Below are 16,888 nucleotides of genomic sequence, written 5' to 3' on the forward strand. Positions count from 1 at the left end.
GGGCCCACGACGTGAGTCTCCATGTTGGGCCACGCGGCCGCGTACCCGATGATCCGGCCCTTCTCCTCGGCGACGCGCAACTGCGGCCGCCGCGGCCCGGCTGGTGGCCGGCGGCCGTGCTGGCGCAGGCGTCCATGACGATCGTCCAGGTCGTCGGCGGGCTGTGGCTGCTGGGGCAGATCATCGGGTTCATGGCGCCGAACCTCGGGGTGCCGGTGCTGCTGATGGTGGCCGGGATCATCGGCGGACCGCTGGTCGAGTGGAGCTGCCGGCTGGCGGCGCGGGGGCCCGCCAGGCGGTACGGCATGGAGGCCGAGCGGCGGCTGCGGGAGGCGGCCGCCGGATGCGGGCGGGCCCGGGTGCTCGATCCGGTGGCGGCGGAACTGCTGCGGTACCGGGAGGTGCGGGAGCAGTACGGGCGGGTCGTGGGTGCGGGCGCGAGGTGAGCCCGTGACCGGGTGATCCGGGGCGGGGTCCCTCGTCCGGGTGACGGAGTTTTCCACAGGTGGGCGGTGGTCCACAGCGCTCAGCGGGCCCGGCCCGGCGGAGGCAGTCTGGATCTCGCACGATCGCGGCGGACGCGGTCGTGACGGAAGACGGAAGCAGCCGTACGGGACGGGCCCGTACGCGTGTCCGGCCGGCGGGTACGGCCGGGTGAGGGAGGGGTTCGTGATGAACGAGACCATGGTCTGCGCGGTGGGCAACGTGGCGACGCAGCCGGTGTACCGGGAGCCGGCGTCCGGTGCGTCGGCGCGGTTCCGGCTGGCGGTGACCACGCGCTACTGGGACCGGGAGAAGAGCACCTGGACGGACGGCCACACCAACTTCTTCACGGTGTGGGCGAATCGGCAGCTCGCCACCAACGCGGCGGCGTCGCTCAACGTGGGCGACCCCGTGATCGTGCAGGGCAGGCTGAAGGTACGTACGGAAGGGCGCGAGGGGCAGCAGAGCCGGACCTCCGCGGACATCGACGCGGTGGCGATCGGCCATGATCTGGCACGCGGCACCTCCGCCTTCCGGCGCACCAAACAGGGGGAGATGGCGACGGCCGGCGCACCGCAGCAATCGGGGCCGAGCTGGGAGACGCCCGCGCCTGCCGCCGAGCCGACCGCCGAGCCGACCGCCGAACAGCGTCCGGAACCCGCCTTGGTGACGTGACGTCATCGTCGCCGCCGTGATGACGAGACGTCACACACCGAGCACCTTCGACCACAGCAGGTGGTGGCGGCGATAACGATTCCGAGTCGGATCAGTGGTCCGACTGCATCACCGGGAAGCGTGGTGCGCGAGGTCCCTAGGATGCCGAACGTAGCTCGCGAGGCTCCTGATTCTGCTGGTGGGACCGTAACCCCCCACGTCAACGGGTCCTGCTCGAAGGGGAATTCTGTGTTTTCTTCGTTCGCCGCGCGGTCGGCGCGCAGGCGTGGGACGGCGGCCCGTCTCGTCGCCACGACGTTGGTGTCCGGTCTCGTCGCCGTCGGCGTACTGGCCGGCACCGGCACGGCGTCGGCCGACGGGACGCCGCAGAGCCAGGCCGGGGCGACCGCCACCATAGGCGGCCTGAAGACGTACGGCGACGCGGTGATACACGACGAGACCGGTGACCTGACGGTGTCGGCGGGCCTGTTCGAGATGTCCGTCGAGGGCGGCGGCACCCTGCAGACCTACTGCGTCGACCTGCACAACCCCACCCAGCGGGACGCCAAGTACCACGAGACACCCTGGAGCGGCACCTCGCTGGCCGCCAACAAGGACGCGGGCAAGATCCGCTGGATCCTGCAGCACTCCTACCCGCAGGTCAACGACCTCGCGGCGCTCGCCGCCGCGGCGGATGTGGGCGGCGGACTCACCGAGCAGGACGCGGCGGCCGGCACCCAGGTGGCCATCTGGCGCTACTCGGACGGCGCGGACGTGGACGCCGTCGACCCGCAGGCCGAGAAGCTCGCCGACTATCTGCACAAGAGCGCCCGCGAGGTGGCGGAGCCCGCGGCGTCGCTGACGCTCGACCCGCCGGCCGTCTCCGGCCGCCCCGGCACCCTGCTGGGCCCGGTGACGGTGCGCACCAACGCGGCCGCGGTGACGGTGACGCCGCTTGCGGACGCCGCCACGAGCGGGGTACGGGTCATCGGCAAGGACGGCAAGGACGTGACGTCCGCGGTCGACGGCAGCCAGCTGTTCTTCGAGGTGCCCGAGGACGCCCCGGCCGGCTCGGCCGACGTGACCGTGCAGGCCTCCACCACCGTGCCGGTCGGCCGCGCGTTCGCCTCCGAGAGCCGCAGCCAGACGCAGATCCTGGCCGGCTCCAGCGAGTCGACGGTCTCGGCGACGGCCGGCGCGAGCTGGGCGAAGCAGGGCGCGATACCCGCACTGTCCGCGGTGAAGAACTGCGCCGGGGGCGGCCTGGACATCACCGCGGCCAACGAGGGCGACGAGGCGTTCACCTTCGAGCTGCTGGGCGTCGAGCAGAGCATCGCGGCGGGTGAGTCCCGCACGGTGACGGCCCCGCTCCAGGAGGACCAGGCGTACGACTTCACGATCGAGGCGGGCGGCTTCCAGAAGCGGTTCACCGGCGTCCTCGACTGCCGGACGCAGAGCAGCGCGGCCGGCGACGCGACCCAGACCCTCAGCGGACCGAGCCCCGCCGCCGTCGGCAGCACCACCGCGGACGTCAACCTCGCCGACACCGGCAGCTCCTACACCACCCCGATGATCGCGGGCATCGCCATCGCCCTGGTGGTCCTCGGCGGCGCGGCGCTGATCGTCCTGGGCAAGAAGGAGACGCGCGGCTGAGCGGCAGGGAAGGAGAGGGGTCGGCGCAGGGCCGACAGTGAACAGGCGGGGCTGCCCCAGCCCCGCCCCGAACCCCCAGCTCGCGGCCCCCCGAGGATACGGGTTACCACCCAGGGGTGGCGTTCAGGCAAGATGGGGTGTATCTGCCCACTGCCAGATTTCAAGCTGCCGGACGGTTTCTCTTGGCTGAGTTCATTTACACCATGCGCAAGGCGCGTAAAGCGCACGGCGACAAGGTGATCCTCGACGACGTGACGACGAGCTTCCTGCCGGGGGCGAAGATCGGCGTCGTCGGCCCGAACGGCGCCGGCAAGTCGACGATCCTGAAGATCATGGCTGGTATCGAGCAGCCCTCGAACGGTGACGCCTTCCTCACCCCCGGTTACAGCGTCGGCATCCTCCTCCAGGAGCCTCCGCTGACCGAGGAGAAGACCGTTCTGGAGAACGTCCAGGAGGGAGTCGCCGAGGTCAAGGGCAAGCTCGACCGGTTCAACGAGATCGCCGAGCTGATGGCCACCGACTACTCCGACGCGCTCCTCGACGAGATGGGCAAGCTTCAGGAGGAGCTCGACCACGCCAACGCGTGGGACCTGGACGCCCAGCTGGAGCAGGCCATGGACGCGCTGGGCTGCCCGCCCGGCGACTGGCCGGTGACCAACCTCTCCGGCGGTGAGAAGCGCCGCGTCGCCCTGTGCAAGCTCCTGCTCGAACAGCCCGACCTGCTGCTGCTCGACGAGCCCACCAACCACCTCGACGCCGAGTCGGTGAACTGGCTGGAGCAGCACCTGGCCAAGTACCCCGGCACCGTCGTCGCCGTGACCCACGACCGGTACTTCCTCGACAACGTCGCGCAGTGGATCTGCGAGGTCGACCGGGGCCGTCTCTTCCCCTATGAGGGCAACTACTCCAAGTACCTGGAGACCAAGTCCGCCCGCCTCAAGGTCGAGGGTCAGAAGGACGCCAAGCGGCAGAAGCGGCTCAAGGAAGAGCTGGAGTGGGTGCGGTCGAACGCCAAGGGGCGGCAGGCCAAGTCCAAGGCGCGCCTCGCCCGGTACGAGGAGATGGCGGCCGAGGCCGACAAGATGCGGAAGCTGGACTTCGAGGAGATCCAGATCCCGCCGGGGCCGCGGCTGGGCAGCATCGTCGTCGAGGTCAACAACCTCACCAAGGGCTTCGGGGAGAAGGTGCTCATCGACGACCTCTCCTTCACGCTGCCGCGTAACGGCATCGTCGGTGTCATCGGGCCGAACGGCGCCGGCAAGACGACCCTGTTCAAGATGATCCAGGGGTTCGAGGAGCCCGACTCCGGTTCGATCAAGGTCGGCGACACCGTCAAGATCTCCTACGTCGACCAGAGCCGCGAGAACATCGACCCGAAGAAGACCCTGTGGGCCGTCGTCTCCGACGAGCTGGACTACATCAACGTGGGTCAGGTGGAGATGCCCTCGCGGGCCTACGTCTCCGCCTTCGGGTTCAAGGGTCCGGACCAGCAGAAGCCGGCCGGTGTGCTCTCCGGCGGTGAGCGCAACCGCCTCAACCTCGCGCTCACCCTCAAGCAGGGCGGCAACCTGCTGCTCCTCGACGAGCCCACCAACGACCTGGACGTGGAGACGCTCTCGTCGCTCGAGAACGCTCTGCTCGAGTTCCCGGGCTGCGCCGTGGTCGTCTCCCACGACCGGTGGTTCCTGGACCGGGTCGCCACGCACATCCTCGCCTACGAGGGCGAGTCCAAGTGGTTCTGGTTCGAGGGCAACTTCGAGTCGTACGAGAAGAACAAGATCGAGCGGCTCGGTGCGGACGCCGCGCGTCCGCACCGCGCCACCTACAAGAAGCTGACCCGGGGCTGATCGATCTTGCGGCACATCTACCGCTGCCCGCTGCGCTGGGCGGACATGGACGCGTACGGCCACGTCAACAATGTGGTCTTCCTCCGGTACCTGGAGGAAGCCCGTATCGACTTCCTGTTCCGCCCGGACAAGGACTTCCAGCAGGGGTCGGTGGTGGCGCGCCACGAGATCGACTACAAGCGGCAGCTCGTCCACCGGCACGCGCCCGTGGACATCGAGCTGTGGGTCACCCAGATCAGGGCGGCCTCCTTCACGCTGTCGTACGAGGTCAAGGACCCGGACCAGGTCTACGTCCAGGCCTCGACGGTGATAGTGCCGTTCGACTTCGAGGCGCAGCGGCCCCGGCGGCTCACCACCGAGGAACGCGAGTTCCTGGAGGAGTACCGGGACGACGAGGCCGAGGGCGAGGCCGTCGCCGCATGACGGTGCTCCACCTGGCCGACGAGCGGGAGGCGGCGGATCTCGCGGCCTTCCTCTCCCGGCTGCTCCACTACGACCGTGGAGCGGCGGTGCGCCTCCAGGCGGCCGGGACCGCGCTCGCCGTGTTCGGCCGGCCGCCGTCCTTCGAGGTGCTGGCGATCCGTGCGGTACGGCTCGGCAAGCCGTACGAGAACGGGCTCGACGTCACTCTGGACGTGACCGTGTCCGCGGGGGAGCTCCTGGAGGCCGTCGACGAGCCGGCGGGCACGGCCCTGGTGCCGGCCGCGGTCACCGGTCCGCCGTGGGCCGGGGTGCTGCCGCCGCGCGGTGGCTGGCGGCCGGAGCCCGGACTGCCCGAGCCGGACGCGCTGCGGGCGCAGGTCGCCGCGGGGGTCGCCGAATTCCGTTCCCGTACGCAGGAGTTGGCGCACGAAGAGCGTACGCGGGCCGAACTCGACCGGATCGGGCGGGAGATCTGGTCCCGGACGGTCGGGGAAACCGGGCTGCCGGTACGGGCCGTGCACGCGGCGCAGTCACTGGGGTTCCTGCGGGCCACGAACGACGCGAGGGACCTGGCGCTGTTCTCGTCGGGCGCGTGGCTGCGGCTGCGCACGCCGTACGGCTCGATCGCCGTACGCAGGGCGGGACTCGGGGCGCTGGACGTCAGCGTTCGCTGATCCGGTTCCACGGCCCACGTCCCACGTTCCACGTCTTGGGTTCCAGGCTCGCAGTGGCCGGTGGCCGACGGCCTGCTGGGGCCGATCGGCGGTCCGCTCGGCCCTCAGCCTCAGCCCCAACCCTCAGCCCCAGTCCGCCGGGGCCCGCTCGGTCGGCTCGGCGCGCTCACCCCGTGCGACGCGTGGCCGCAGCGGGCGCGGCAGGCCGTACGGGACCGTCCGGCCGCCGCACCCGCGGCTAGTCAGGGGTGTTCACCATCGAGGCCGCCGCGTACGTCAGGTACTTCCACAGCGTCTCCTCGTGCTCCTCGGACAGGCCGAGCGAGTCGACCGCGTCCCGCATGTGCCGCAGCCAGGCGTCGTGCGCCTCGCGGTTCACGGTGAAGGGAGCGTGCCGCATGCGCAGACGCGGGTGGCCGCGGTTGTCGCTGTACGTCGTCGGGCCGCCCCAGTACTGGATCAGGAAGAGCGTGAGGCGTTCCTCGGCCGGGCCCAGGTCCTCCTCGGGGTACATGGGCCGCAGGACCGGGTCCTCCGCGACTCCCTCGTAGAAACGCTGGACGAGGCGGCGGAAGGTCTCCTCCCCGCCGACCTGCTCGTAGAAGGTCTGCGTCTGCAGTGTGCCGCGCCGGATCTCTTTCACGCCCTCCATGCTCTCAGACCCGGCGGCCGAGGACTCAAGGCCCGGGTCCAGCCACCGGACAGGACCGGACAGGACACGCACCGGCGAGACGGCTCGCTTCCCGGCGGCTCCCGCAGGACAGTGGACGTATGGGCACCCACGCACTCGACAAGGACCTGGCGGAGCTCGCCGTCTCGGCGCGGGCGGCGCTGGTGCGGGAGATCGACGCGAGCGGGGCCTGGGCCGCGGACCCGGTGTGGCGGGAGGCGTTCGAGGCGGTACCGCGGCACCTCTTCGTGCCGTACTACTACGTCGGTGCCGGCGGCGGCTACGAGCGCCGGTGGGGCGGGGGTTCCGACCCGGACGGCCGGGAGCGCTGGATGCGCGGGGTGTACGCCGACACCCCGCTGGCCACCCGGCTGCGCGACGGCGAGCTCGTCTCCTCCAGCAGCCAGCCCTCACTGATGGCGATGATGCTGGCCGAGCTGCGGGTGGCGGACGGCGACCGGGTGCTGGAGATCGGTGCCGGCACGGGCTACAACGCGGCACTGCTCGCGCACCGGCTGGGCGACGACGACCTCGTCACCACCGTGGACCTGGAACCGGAGATCACCGAGGCGGCCCGGCGGCACCTGGCCGCCGCGGGCCACCAGCCGGTCGTCGTCACCGGCGACGGAGCGCGCGGGGTGCCCGAACGCGCCCCCTACGACCGGATCATCGCGACCTGCGCACTCCCGTCGATCCCGCGCGCCTGGCTCGCCCAGTGCCGTCCCGGCGCCCGCATCCTGACCCCGCTCGCCACCGGCCTGATCGCCCTCACGGTGCGAGATTGCGGGTACGCCGAGGGGCGCTTCCTGCACACGCCCGCCTTCTTCGTGCCGTTGCGCGGCGGTGAGCCCGAGCCGCAGCCGCCCCCGCTGGGCGGGATACCGCGCCGGGCCAGGGAGCACGAACTGTTCCGGTTCCTGCTCGCCCTGACCCGCGCCAGCCTCGACCCGCAGGAGGTGTACGCGCTGTGGGAGCGCGAGGGGCGGCCCCAGCGCGAGCGGTACGGCATCACGGTCAGCGGCGAGCACGAGTGGGCGTGGCTGGACGACCCGGAGGGGCCGTACGCCTGGCCCCTCGCGTGAACCGAGGGTCAGCCCCGGCGGATCGTGATCGTCGTCCAGGCGCCCACGTGCACCCGGTCCCCGTCCTGCAGCGGCACCGGCACGAACGGCTGGATCGGCTCGTCCGAGCCGTTCACCGTCGTCCCGTTCGTCGAGTTCTGGTCGACGACCGCCCAGGAGCCGTCCGGCTGCTGCACCAGTACCGCGTGCTGGTGCGAGACGCCCGGGTCCTCCGGCGGCACCGACAGGTCGATGTCGGGGGTGTCGCCGGTGGAGTGGCGGCGGCGGCCGATGGTGACCTGGTTGCCGGACAGGGCGCGCTGCTGCTCGGGCGAGTACGCGGGCAGGTTGAGACCCGCGGCCTCGGGGCCGGAGCGCTGCATCATCGCCATGAAGTAGTCGCGGTCCGGGCCGATGGTCGCCGTCCACGTCGTCGGCTGCTGCGGGTAGCCGGGGCCGGGCGGGGCCTGCGTCGAGCCGGGCTGCGGGTAGCCGTAGCCACCGCCGGGACCCTGACCGGGACCGCCAGGACCACCGGGGCCGCCGGGACCACCCGACGGCGGGGAGATCACCCAGTCGTCGTTGCCGCCGAAGGGCGGACCGCCCTGCTGCTGCCGGTTGGTCTCCTGCGGATACCCGGGCGGGCCCGAGGGACCCGACGGGCCGGGCTGCTGGAACGCCTGGGGTGCCTGGGGCGCCTGCGGTCCGCCACCGGGGCCGCCAGGGCCGCCGGGACCGCCGTACGGGGGTGGCCCGGGCGGCGGCGGGACGGGCCGCGACGGGTCGGCACCGAACGGGCCGGGCGCACCCGGACCGCCCGGGCCACCGGGACCGCCGAAGCCGCCCTGACCACCGGGGCCGGGGCCGCCCTGACCGGCGGGACCACCGAAGCGGCCTTGGTCACCGGGGCCCCCTTGGCCGCCGGGGCCGGGACCGGAGGGGGCGCCGAAGCCTCCCTGGCCACCGGGACCACCCGGACCCTGCTGGCCGCCGGGACCACCCGGACCCTGCTGGTGCCCGTACGGCGGGTTCGGCGGGATGGGCTCGGCGGGCCGGTTCACCTGCGACGGACGGGAGCCCTGGTAGTCGTACCCGTCACCGCCGCCGTACGACGGACCCGGAGGCTGCTGCTGGAAGCGGGCGGCCGGGCTCTGACCGGGGCCGGGACCGGGGCCGGGACCCGGCTGGCGCGGGGCGGCCGGGGTGTACGAGGTCGCCGTGTTGGTCAGGAAGTTCCACCGGCACTCCTCGCAGAACGGCGCTCCGCCCTCACGGGGCGTGCGGCACTGCGGGCAGAGTTCCGGTTCGGGGTGCGGCGGACGTCCGCCGGGCTGGCCGGGCTGGGTGCCCTGGGGCGGCGGGAAGCCGTAGCCTCCGCCCGGGGGCGGCGGAGGGGGCGGGGGCACGGCACCGGCCATGCGGTGACCGCAGACCTCGCACCAGTCGTCGGAACCCGACTGGTGTCCGTTCGGGCAGGTCGGCATGTCGGCGCTTCCCCCTCTCCTTGTCCGGCCGTGACGACCGGATGTCTCCAACCCCAAGGGGTCAGGCTCGCTGCTCTTCCAGGACTTCTCGGGTCCTGCTCCGTCACTTCTTCACGCGGACGGTCTTGGTCGACCGGGTTTCGAGAGTCATCTCGTCGGCCGCCTCGACCTTCGTCTTCAGTCGCACAGTACCTGTCGCGGCATCGACCACGTCCACCACCTTCGCAAGCAGTTTCGCAGTATCCGCGTTTCCGGAGGCGCCGGCGAGCTGAACGGCCCGGCCCAGTTTGGCCGTTGCTCCGTCGGAGTCTCCCGATTTGCGCAGATCGAGCCCTTCTTGGATGACTTGTGCCAGTTCTGCCTGGCCGGTGTAGTGGGCGACCTGGGGGTTGATCGACGTCGAGGCGACCATGTCGTCGGTCCACACGGCCCGTACGAGGCCCTGGGCGCCGAGGTTCCGGGCGGTGCCGCCGCCACTCTCGGCTCCACCCGGGCGGGAGGCGTCCCCAGGCTGCGGGACCACCAGCGAGATCCGCGCGGCGAGCATCTCCTGGCCGAGGTGGGCGACCGGGACCTCGACGCAGACGTGGTAGTCACGGGACTCGTCTCCCCAGGACCCGGTGGGGTAGTCCCCGGCGCGCGGACCGGCCTCCGTACGGCGGTCGGTGAGTTCCTCGACCGTCGGCGCGACCTGCTTGACGAACTTCACGGTGGTGCCGACCGGGGTCCACAGGCGCAGGGCGACGTCCGCGACCTCCTTGCCCATGGCCGTCTCCATCATCCGCGTGAAGTCGGCGGCGAGGGCGGCCGGGTCGGCGACGATGTCGGCGGTGCCGAGCAGCGCGGAGGCGACCCCTGTGACTTCTTTCACTTCCCAGTCGGTGCCGACCCCGCGGGCGTCACAGGTGAAACGGCCGGCGCAGGCGTCCAGCGCCGCCTTCAGGTCCTGCGGCGACTCGTGCTCGTTGCGGCCGTCGGTGAGCAGGATGCCGTGGCGGATGGCGACGTCCGCGCAGGACAGCAGCCGGTCGGCGAGCCGCAGCCAGGTGCCGACGGCGGTGCCGCCGCCGGCGCTGAGCTTGCGCAGGGCCTGTTTGGCCTGGTCGCGGGTGGTGGCGTCGGCCACGGCGAGGCGCCCGTTGCCCGGGTAGACCTCCTTGGCCACGTGCGTGCCGCCGATCACCGCGAAGTGCACGCCGTCGCGCAGGGTGTCGATCGCGGCGGCCGTGGCGTCCCGGGCGTTGCGCATCTTGGTCGGCGGGTAGTCCATCGAGCCCGAACAGTCGACCATGATCGCCACGGCCGCGGACGGGCCCTGTCCCGGCGCGTAGAGATGAGGTGCCGCGACGGCGGTGCCGATGGTGCCGCCGCCGGTGGCGGTCACCGTGACGATGGCGTTGACCTCACGGCCGCCCTCGGGCAGGTACTCGTTCTGGTACACGTCCACCGAGAACTGCGGCACGTTCGGCTTGGAGAAATTGGCCATGCCTACTCACATCCCCCTTGGCCGCCCCGCGGAGGCGGGGCGATGACAGTGTGACGGACCGGTCCCCTCCGGTCCGTCGAGGCGTCCCCGCGTGTACGAGCCGTATGTGGCCTCAGGCCGATCCTGCCCCCTGGGGCGGTGCCGGGAACGGCAGGACGGCCACTGTTACGTTGTCGTGGCCGCCGCCGTCCAGCGCGTGACCGACCAGGACGCGGGCGCTGTGCAGGGGACGCACGGCGGCGTCCAGCGGCACCACCTCGGCCATGTCCCCGGCCGCCTCCGCGTAGTTCCACAGGCCGTCCGTGCACACCACCACGACACCGGGCCGGTCCGGCTTGAACGAGGCGGTGTGCGGCTCCAGTTCGTAGGCGTCCGCGCCGAGCCAGCCGGTGATCGCGTGGGCGCGCTCGTCGGCGTACGCCTCCGCCTCGTTCATCAGGCCCGCGGCGACCATCTGCGCGGCCCACGAGTCGTCCTCGGTGAGCCGGGCCGGGGGAGCGCCGCGGTCCACCGGGACCCAGTAGGCGCGGCTGTCGCCGACCCAGCCGACGACCAGCAGGCCGGACGTCACCACCGCGCCGACGAAGGTGCACGCGGGGGCGTTCTGGTGCGGGGCGTGCTCGCGGGCCGTGGCGGGCTCGGCGGCCAGGGAGTTGACCGCGCGGGAGGCGGCGACGATCGCGTCGTGCATGGCCTGCTGCGGGTGCGTGCCCAGCGGCAGGGCGGCCAGCAGGGTCTCGCTCGCCGCCCGGGACGCGGCCAGGGAGGCGTCGTCGGGACGGGTCGCGGAGGACACCCCGTCGCAGACGACCGCCAGGACCGCGGGGGAGCCGTCGGGCAGCGTGGCGCACCCGAGGGCGAACGCGTCCTCGTTGCGGTGGTGGCGCAGCCCGCGGTCGCTGACGGCGGCGGCCGGGCCGGCCTCCTGCTCCATGTGGTCGCGCTCGCGCGGCTGGGCGTGCCCGCAGTTCTCGCAGTAGCCGTCGTGGTCGACCCGGCCCGCCCGGCAGGCCACGCACACCTGGACACCCTCGGGCGGCGTCGGGAGGCCGGGCACCGCGCGCGGGTCCGGCGCCTGGAGCGGGTACTCGTCGGGCTCCGGCGGACGGTCGAAGCGCACGCCGGAGGCCGGGGGGGCCGGGGAGCCCGGCGAGCCCGGCAGGGGCGGCCGGTCCGGCATCGGCGGCGTGCCGTGGCCGTCCGGGCCGGTGCCCGGCACGCCCGTCGGCGCGGGCGCCGAAGGGGCCGGTGCGGCCGGTACGGCCGGTACGGGGACACCGCCCGGCGGGGGCGGCGCGCCGCCGTTCATGGCGATGGTCGGGTTGTCGTCCGGCCGTGCGGGCACGGCGGACAGGTCGTATCCGCACGCACCGCAGAAACGGTCACCCGACTCGAGCGGTTCCTCGCAGCTCGGGCAGGCGGACAGCTGGGGCATCTGCGACATCAACTACACCCATGTCCGGGGGCGGTAACGATTGGCACGTTCCACCAGGTCGATTCTCTCCTCGCCGCCCGACGCCAGCCGGGCCAGCGTGCGGTACGAACGCTCCAGGCCGAAGCGCAGGCCCCGCTCGTCCAGGCCACTGCCGAGCAGCAGCCGTCCCCCGGCGGCAGGGGGAGGGACGGAACCCTGGCCCCCGGAGAGTATCCAGTCCAGCGCGCAGCCGAGGACTTCCGCCGACAACTGCTCACGCCGCGCCGGATCCAGACCGTACGCCTCCAGGGCCTCGACCTGACCGGCGGCGGCGGTCAGATCGTCCAGGAAGGGTACGTCGGAAGCGACCGCGGTGCGTTGCCGGAGCCGGGCCCGTACCGCCGCCACCCGAGCGGCGGTGTAGTGGATGGACGACTCCGGCACCGACTCCAGGGTGTGCACGGCGCTGCGCCGGTCCCCGGCCGCCAGCTGCACGCGGGCCAGACCGAACGCGGCGCTCACATAGCTCGGGTCGGTCGCCCAGACCAGCCGGTAGTACTCGGCGGCGTTGTCCAGCTGGCCGAGCACCTCCGCGCACAGGCCGAGGGCCAGCTTGGGCGCCATCTCGCCGGGGAAGGCGTCGTAGATCGCGTCGAAGGCGAGGGCGGCGGCCTCCTGGTCGCCGGTCACCAGGGCGGCCACGCCCCGGTACCAGACCACCCGCCAGTCGTCCGGCCGTTCCTCCTCCAGCCGCAGCAGCGCCTCGTGCGCGGTGTGCGTGTCGCCGTTCTCCAGCCAGGCCCGCACCTGGCGCAGCCGGGTCTCGGTCGACGGCGCCGGAGCGGCGGCGAGCGCCCCGAGCAGCTCGGCCGGCGCGGTCGTCATCAGCCCGGCCAGGAACCCGGCGTTCGGATCGGCCGCGTCGACGTGCGGGACGGGCAGCGCGAGGGCCGCGGCGGGGGAGTCGACGGGCTTGACGAGGGTCACCGTGCCGCCGGGGCCGCTCACCGGAGCCCCGGTGCCGGCGGCACCCGCGGAGGACCGCCGGGTACGCACGGCCCGCGCCCCCAGCCGGGACACCTCACCGTCCAGCTTCGGGAACAACACCGTGTCCGTGACGCGGACTTCGGGGCCGAACAGAGGCGACAGGGCCGGCCGGGCCCGCCCGGTCTGGAGGGAGACGACCTCCCGCAGCACGCCGGTCAGCTGTTCCGACATCTCCTGCGCGGAGGCGAACCGGCGGGCCGGATCGGGGTCGGTGGCGCGGACCAGCAGCCGGTAGAAGGACTCGTACTGACGGAAGACCTCGATGGTGTCGGGGTCGGGCAGGGAGTCCGCGAAGACGTTGGTGTAGCCCTGGAAGTCGAAGGCCAGGACGGCGAGGGTGCGGGCGACCGTGTAGAGGTCGCTCGCCACCGAGGGCCCGACCTCCGCGACCTCCGGAGCCTGGTAGCCCACCGTGCCGTAGATGGCCGACTCGTCGTCGTCCATCCTGCGCACCGCGCCCATGTCGATCAGCTTGAGCTGGTCCTCGGTCTGGATCGCGTTGTCGACCTTGAAGTCGCAGTACAGCAGGTTGCGGCTGTGCAGATGGCCGAGCGCCTCCAGGGCCTCGATGCCGTAGGCGCAGGCCTGCTCCACCGGCAGCGGATCGCGCTTGCCCTGCGGCGTACGGCGGTCGTTCGCGATCTCCTTCAGCGACTTGCCGCCGACGTACTCCATGACGATGTACCCGTCCAGCGAACCCGTCCGCTGGTCGAGGTGCTCGACGAAGTTGTAGATCCGCACGATGTTGGCGTGCTCGATCTCCGCGAGGAAGCGCCGCTCGGAGATCGCCGCCGCCATCGCGTCCTGGTCACCGGTGTCGAGCAGGCCCTTGAGCACCACCCACCGGTCGGACACCGCGCGGTCCACCGCGAGGTAGACCCAGCCGAGGCCGCCGTGCGCCAGGCAGCCCACGACCTCGTACTGGCCGTGCACCACGTCACCGGCCTTCAGCTTCGGGACGAAGGAGTACGGGTGACCGCACTTGGTGCAGAACCCCTCCGTGCGCCCGGGCCGGTCACCGCGCGCCCGCCCCACCGGCGCCCCGCAGTCGGACCGCGAGCAGAACCGCTTGCGCTCGGGCACCTCGGGGTTGTCCAGCACCATCGCGCGCGGGTCGGGCCGCGGCACGCCCGGCACCTCGACCAGGCCCGCGCCGAGCCGCCCTCGGCTGGACGAGCCCGTGCTCGCGCCGGAGCTGCGCACCGACACCGAGCGGCCCGTGGACGTGCCCGACACGGACCGCGACAGCCGCCCCGACACCGAGCGCCGCGACTTCGACGACTGCGACGACGTGCGCGAACTGCGGGCGCTGGCACGGGAGACGCTGCCGGACGAACTCCGGGAGCCGCGGCCGCCGGTGATCCCGGTCGGCGGGGAGCCGACCATGCCGGACGCCGAGACGACCGGGGCGAGACCACAGGTGTCGCAGTACAGCTGACCGCCGCCCACGTCCTCGTACGCCCCGCCGCAGCCGGGCCGCTGACAGGTCCGCTGCGCCGGGCTCCGCTCCGCCTGACTCATCTCGACGACTCCCCCCTACGATCCTCGGGCCCGCCCTGCTCGCCGGGCACCCGCGGGGCGCCGAGCAGTTCGGCGACCGCCCGCTGGTAGCGCAGGACGGCCTGTTCGGCGACGCGCAGGTCACAGGGCGCGCTCCACAGCATGCGGCGCGCCGCGTCGTACCGCTCCACCAGCAGCGGGTCCTCGGCGAGGCCGTGCCGGGAGACCTTCGCCTTGTACGCGTCGAGGCGGCCGCGCAGTTCCGCGCGGACCGCCAGGGGCGCGGTGACCGCGGTCAACGACTCGCGGGCGCGCAGCAGTTCGTCCTCCGCCTTCCGCTCCAGGGAGTCCAGGAGCGGGGAGAGGCGGTGCCACTGGGCGTGTCTGCGGTACTCGGCGGCCGTCGCCAGCTGCTCCTGCAGCGCGGTCGGCGGGCCGCTGACCACCGGCACCTCCGTCGAGGCGATCTTCGCCAGGACCTCCCCGCGCGCGAGGCGGGCCTCGGCGAGCGTGCGGTCCGCGCGGGAGAGCACGTCCCGCAGCTTCACCAGCCGGGCCTCGGCGTCCTGCCGGACGGTGAGCACCGCGTCGATCTCCCGGCGCACGTCCTCCAGGGCGCGCGCCTGGCGGTCGTAGACGGTGGTGTCCGGCTTGCCGCCGCCCGGGGCCGAACTGCCGGGCGTGGGCACCCAGAACGCCAGCGGGTCGGACACCACCTGCTCGCGCAGCCGCGTCAGCGTGCGCGTGATGCGCTCCAGGTCGTCACCGGCCGGGTGCTCGCCCGGACGCACGCCGGCCGAGTGGGCGAGGCGGCGGGTGCGCTGGAGTTCCGCGGCCAGCAGATCGATCCGGGCGGGCAGCGCCGACCACACCGCGTCGGCGGCGACCACCATGTCCAGCGAGCCCGCGTACAGCTCGTTCATCCGGTCCACGAGCGTGCTCAGCGAGAAGCGTTCGCTGAGCTTGCTCGAACCGCCGTGCAGGGTCGGCGCGTTGGCCGTCGCGGTGGCGGAGCCGGCGACCGTGACGGACTCGCCGCGCAGCAGTTCGGTCAGCTCCGCCAGGTCCTCGCGGCTGGACCAGCGGCGCCGGGAGCGGATCTCGCGGGCGGAGCGCAACGCGTCCGTGTACGCGTCGAAGTACGCCCACAGCAAGGTGATCGACGCCTCCGCGGCCGTCCAGCGCTCCTCGGTCACGCCCGTGAGTTCGGCGCCTTCGAGGAGTCTGCGGCCCGCGTGGTCCTGGAGGGCGAGGAGTGAGGTCTCGATCGCCTCGTGCTCCGCGCCGAGCCGCGCCAGCGCACGGTCCACCTCGTCCCGGTCCATCACCGGCCCGGCGGGGTCCGTGACGCCCATCGATCACCTCTCGCTGCGTTGTGTTCGGTCGGTCGGTGTGTGCGGTGCCCTCGGTGGATCGTCGGTGTGGGTCAGCTCTCGCGCAGGTACTGCGCCGGTGTCGGCGGCTCGGACGTCGAGGAGTCCTCGCCCAGTGTGGCCGACAGCCACCTGTCGTAGGACGCCTGCCAGCCGGCGGTCTTGTCCTGGCGGTACTCCACCAGGGTCTGGTTGACCCGGCGTACCAGGTCGTCGGCGTCCTTCTTCATCGCCACGCCGTAGTACTCGGTGGTGAAGGGGGCGCCCTTCAGCTCGACCGTCGGGTCCTGCGCGGCCTGGCTCGCGGCGAGCGCGCCGTCGGTGACCACGGCGTCGACCTCGCCGAGTTGGAGCCGCACCAGGCAGTCGAGCTGGTTGGGGACCTCGGTCCTCAGGTCGGCCGAGGGGACGAGCTTGCCCGCCGCCTTGTCGCCGGTCAGCTGGGCGTTGGCGGTGGAGCCCGCCGCCGTGCAGATCTTCTTCCTCGCGAGCGAACCGTCGTACCCCTTGACCGTCGACGACTTGGGGGCGAGGACCTGCTGGCCGGTCCTGAAGTAGGGGGCGGAGAAGGCGACGTCCTCCAGCCGGTCGCAGTTGATCGTCATCGTGCGGACGACCATGTCGACGCGGCCGTCCTGGATCGCCGGGATGCGCTGGTCGGTGGGGATGGCCTTGAACTGGACCGCGGCCGGGTCGCCGAGGATGTCCTCGGCTATCCGGTGCACCAGGTCGATGTCGAAGCCCTCCAGGTCACCGGTGCCGCCGCTGTTCGGGTCGCGGTAGCCCCAGCGGTAGCTGTTCTGGTCGACGCCCACCATCAGCTTGCGCCTCTCCGGCGGACGGTTCTTGATCGCCTGGATGGTCGCGCCGTCCGCGCCGGACGGGGACAGGGTCTGCTTCTCCGGGGCGGCCTCGATCGCCGGGGTGGTGCACGCCTTCCCGGCCTTCGCCCGGACGGCCCGGGTGAGGCCCGGACCGCCGGTGCCCGCGTCGCCGTGCGGCTGGGTCAGCGGCAGCAGCAGCGCGAAGGCCAGCGCGAGGGCGCACACGACCGCCATCGCCCCCACACCGCCCCAGCCCCTCAGGCCGGCCCGCAGTCGTCGTTCCTGCATCGTCACG

13 protein-coding genes and 1 pseudogene are annotated in these 16,888 nt (G+C 72.7%); 7 read left to right on the plus strand and 7 right to left on the minus strand.

Annotation, left to right across the window (positions count from 1 at the left end; all coding sequences use genetic code 11):
• The 6 genes and pseudogenes from ACWD0J_RS18790 to ACWD0J_RS18815 all read left to right on the plus strand — a co-directional run.
• Window positions 1-446: pseudogene (locus ACWD0J_RS18790) on the plus strand (hypothetical protein); the annotation flags it as partial.
• A 226-nt stretch (window positions 447-672) separates the two neighbouring features.
• On the plus strand, window positions 673-1,158 hold the full coding sequence (locus tag ACWD0J_RS18795; protein WP_451496924.1) for a single-stranded DNA-binding protein: 486 nt from the start codon (window positions 673-675) through the stop codon (window positions 1,156-1,158).
• Between the two features lie 228 nt (window positions 1,159-1,386).
• Complete coding sequence (locus ACWD0J_RS18800) at window positions 1,387-2,790, plus strand: Cys-Gln thioester bond-forming surface protein (RefSeq protein WP_451496925.1); 1,404 nt, start codon at window positions 1,387-1,389, stop codon at window positions 2,788-2,790.
• A 182-nt stretch (window positions 2,791-2,972) separates the two neighbouring features.
• On the plus strand, window positions 2,973-4,637 hold the full coding sequence (gene ettA / locus ACWD0J_RS18805) for an energy-dependent translational throttle protein EttA (protein ID WP_451496926.1): 1,665 nt from the start codon (window positions 2,973-2,975) through the stop codon (window positions 4,635-4,637).
• Between the two features lie 6 nt (window positions 4,638-4,643).
• A complete protein-coding gene (locus ACWD0J_RS18810) occupies window positions 4,644-5,060 on the plus strand; it encodes an acyl-CoA thioesterase (protein WP_451496927.1) in 417 nt (138 codons plus the stop codon).
• Window positions 5,057-5,734 carry a hypothetical protein gene (locus ACWD0J_RS18815; protein WP_451496928.1) on the plus strand — a complete coding sequence of 226 codons (678 nt, stop codon included), beginning with the start codon at window positions 5,057-5,059 and terminating at the stop codon, window positions 5,732-5,734. The genes ACWD0J_RS18810 and ACWD0J_RS18815 overlap by 4 nt, the downstream gene beginning before the upstream one ends.
• 238 nt (window positions 5,735-5,972) lie before the next feature.
• Here ACWD0J_RS18815 and ACWD0J_RS18820 read toward each other — a convergent pair whose 3' ends face one another.
• The gene (locus ACWD0J_RS18820; protein ID WP_451496929.1) at window positions 5,973-6,386 is read right to left on the minus strand and encodes a globin; all 414 of its coding nucleotides are present in this window, start codon (window positions 6,384-6,386) and stop codon (window positions 5,973-5,975) included.
• Between the two features lie 119 nt (window positions 6,387-6,505).
• On the opposite strand from ACWD0J_RS18820, the gene ACWD0J_RS18825 reads away from it, so the two are divergent.
• Complete coding sequence (locus ACWD0J_RS18825) at window positions 6,506-7,486, plus strand: methyltransferase domain-containing protein (RefSeq protein ID WP_451496930.1); 981 nt, start codon at window positions 6,506-6,508, stop codon at window positions 7,484-7,486.
• Between the two features lie 8 nt (window positions 7,487-7,494).
• Here the strand turns inward: ACWD0J_RS18825 and ACWD0J_RS18830 are convergent, their stop codons facing one another.
• The 6 genes from ACWD0J_RS18830 to ACWD0J_RS18855 form a co-directional block, all read right to left on the minus strand.
• The gene (locus tag ACWD0J_RS18830; protein WP_451496931.1) at window positions 7,495-8,949 is read right to left on the minus strand and encodes an FHA domain-containing protein; all 1,455 of its coding nucleotides are present in this window, start codon (window positions 8,947-8,949) and stop codon (window positions 7,495-7,497) included.
• Window positions 8,950-9,052: 103 nt separating this feature from the next.
• The gene (locus ACWD0J_RS18835) at window positions 9,053-10,435 is read right to left on the minus strand and encodes a vWA domain-containing protein (RefSeq protein ID WP_451496932.1); all 1,383 of its coding nucleotides are present in this window, start codon (window positions 10,433-10,435) and stop codon (window positions 9,053-9,055) included.
• A 112-nt stretch (window positions 10,436-10,547) separates the two neighbouring features.
• Window positions 10,548-11,882 (minus strand): PP2C family serine/threonine-protein phosphatase, encoded by a 1,335-nt coding sequence (locus ACWD0J_RS18840; protein WP_451496933.1) that lies wholly within the window; start codon window positions 11,880-11,882, stop codon window positions 10,548-10,550.
• The gene (locus tag ACWD0J_RS18845; RefSeq protein WP_451496934.1) at window positions 11,883-14,417 is read right to left on the minus strand and encodes a tetratricopeptide repeat protein; all 2,535 of its coding nucleotides are present in this window, start codon (window positions 14,415-14,417) and stop codon (window positions 11,883-11,885) included.
• Window positions 14,414-15,751: a hypothetical protein gene (locus ACWD0J_RS18850; RefSeq protein ID WP_451496935.1), complete on the minus strand. Its 1,338-nt coding sequence runs from the start codon at window positions 15,749-15,751 to the stop codon at window positions 14,414-14,416. Before ACWD0J_RS18850 ends, ACWD0J_RS18845 begins: the two co-directional genes overlap by 4 nt.
• 71 nt (window positions 15,752-15,822) lie before the next feature.
• Window positions 15,823-16,881, minus strand: a complete 1,059-nt coding sequence (locus tag ACWD0J_RS18855; protein ID WP_451496936.1) for a glutamate ABC transporter substrate-binding protein — start codon at window positions 16,879-16,881, stop codon at window positions 15,823-15,825.
• Window positions 16,882-16,888 lie beyond the last annotated feature (7 nt).

The sequence above is a fragment of the Streptomyces sp. NPDC003011 genome, from assembly GCF_053591515.1.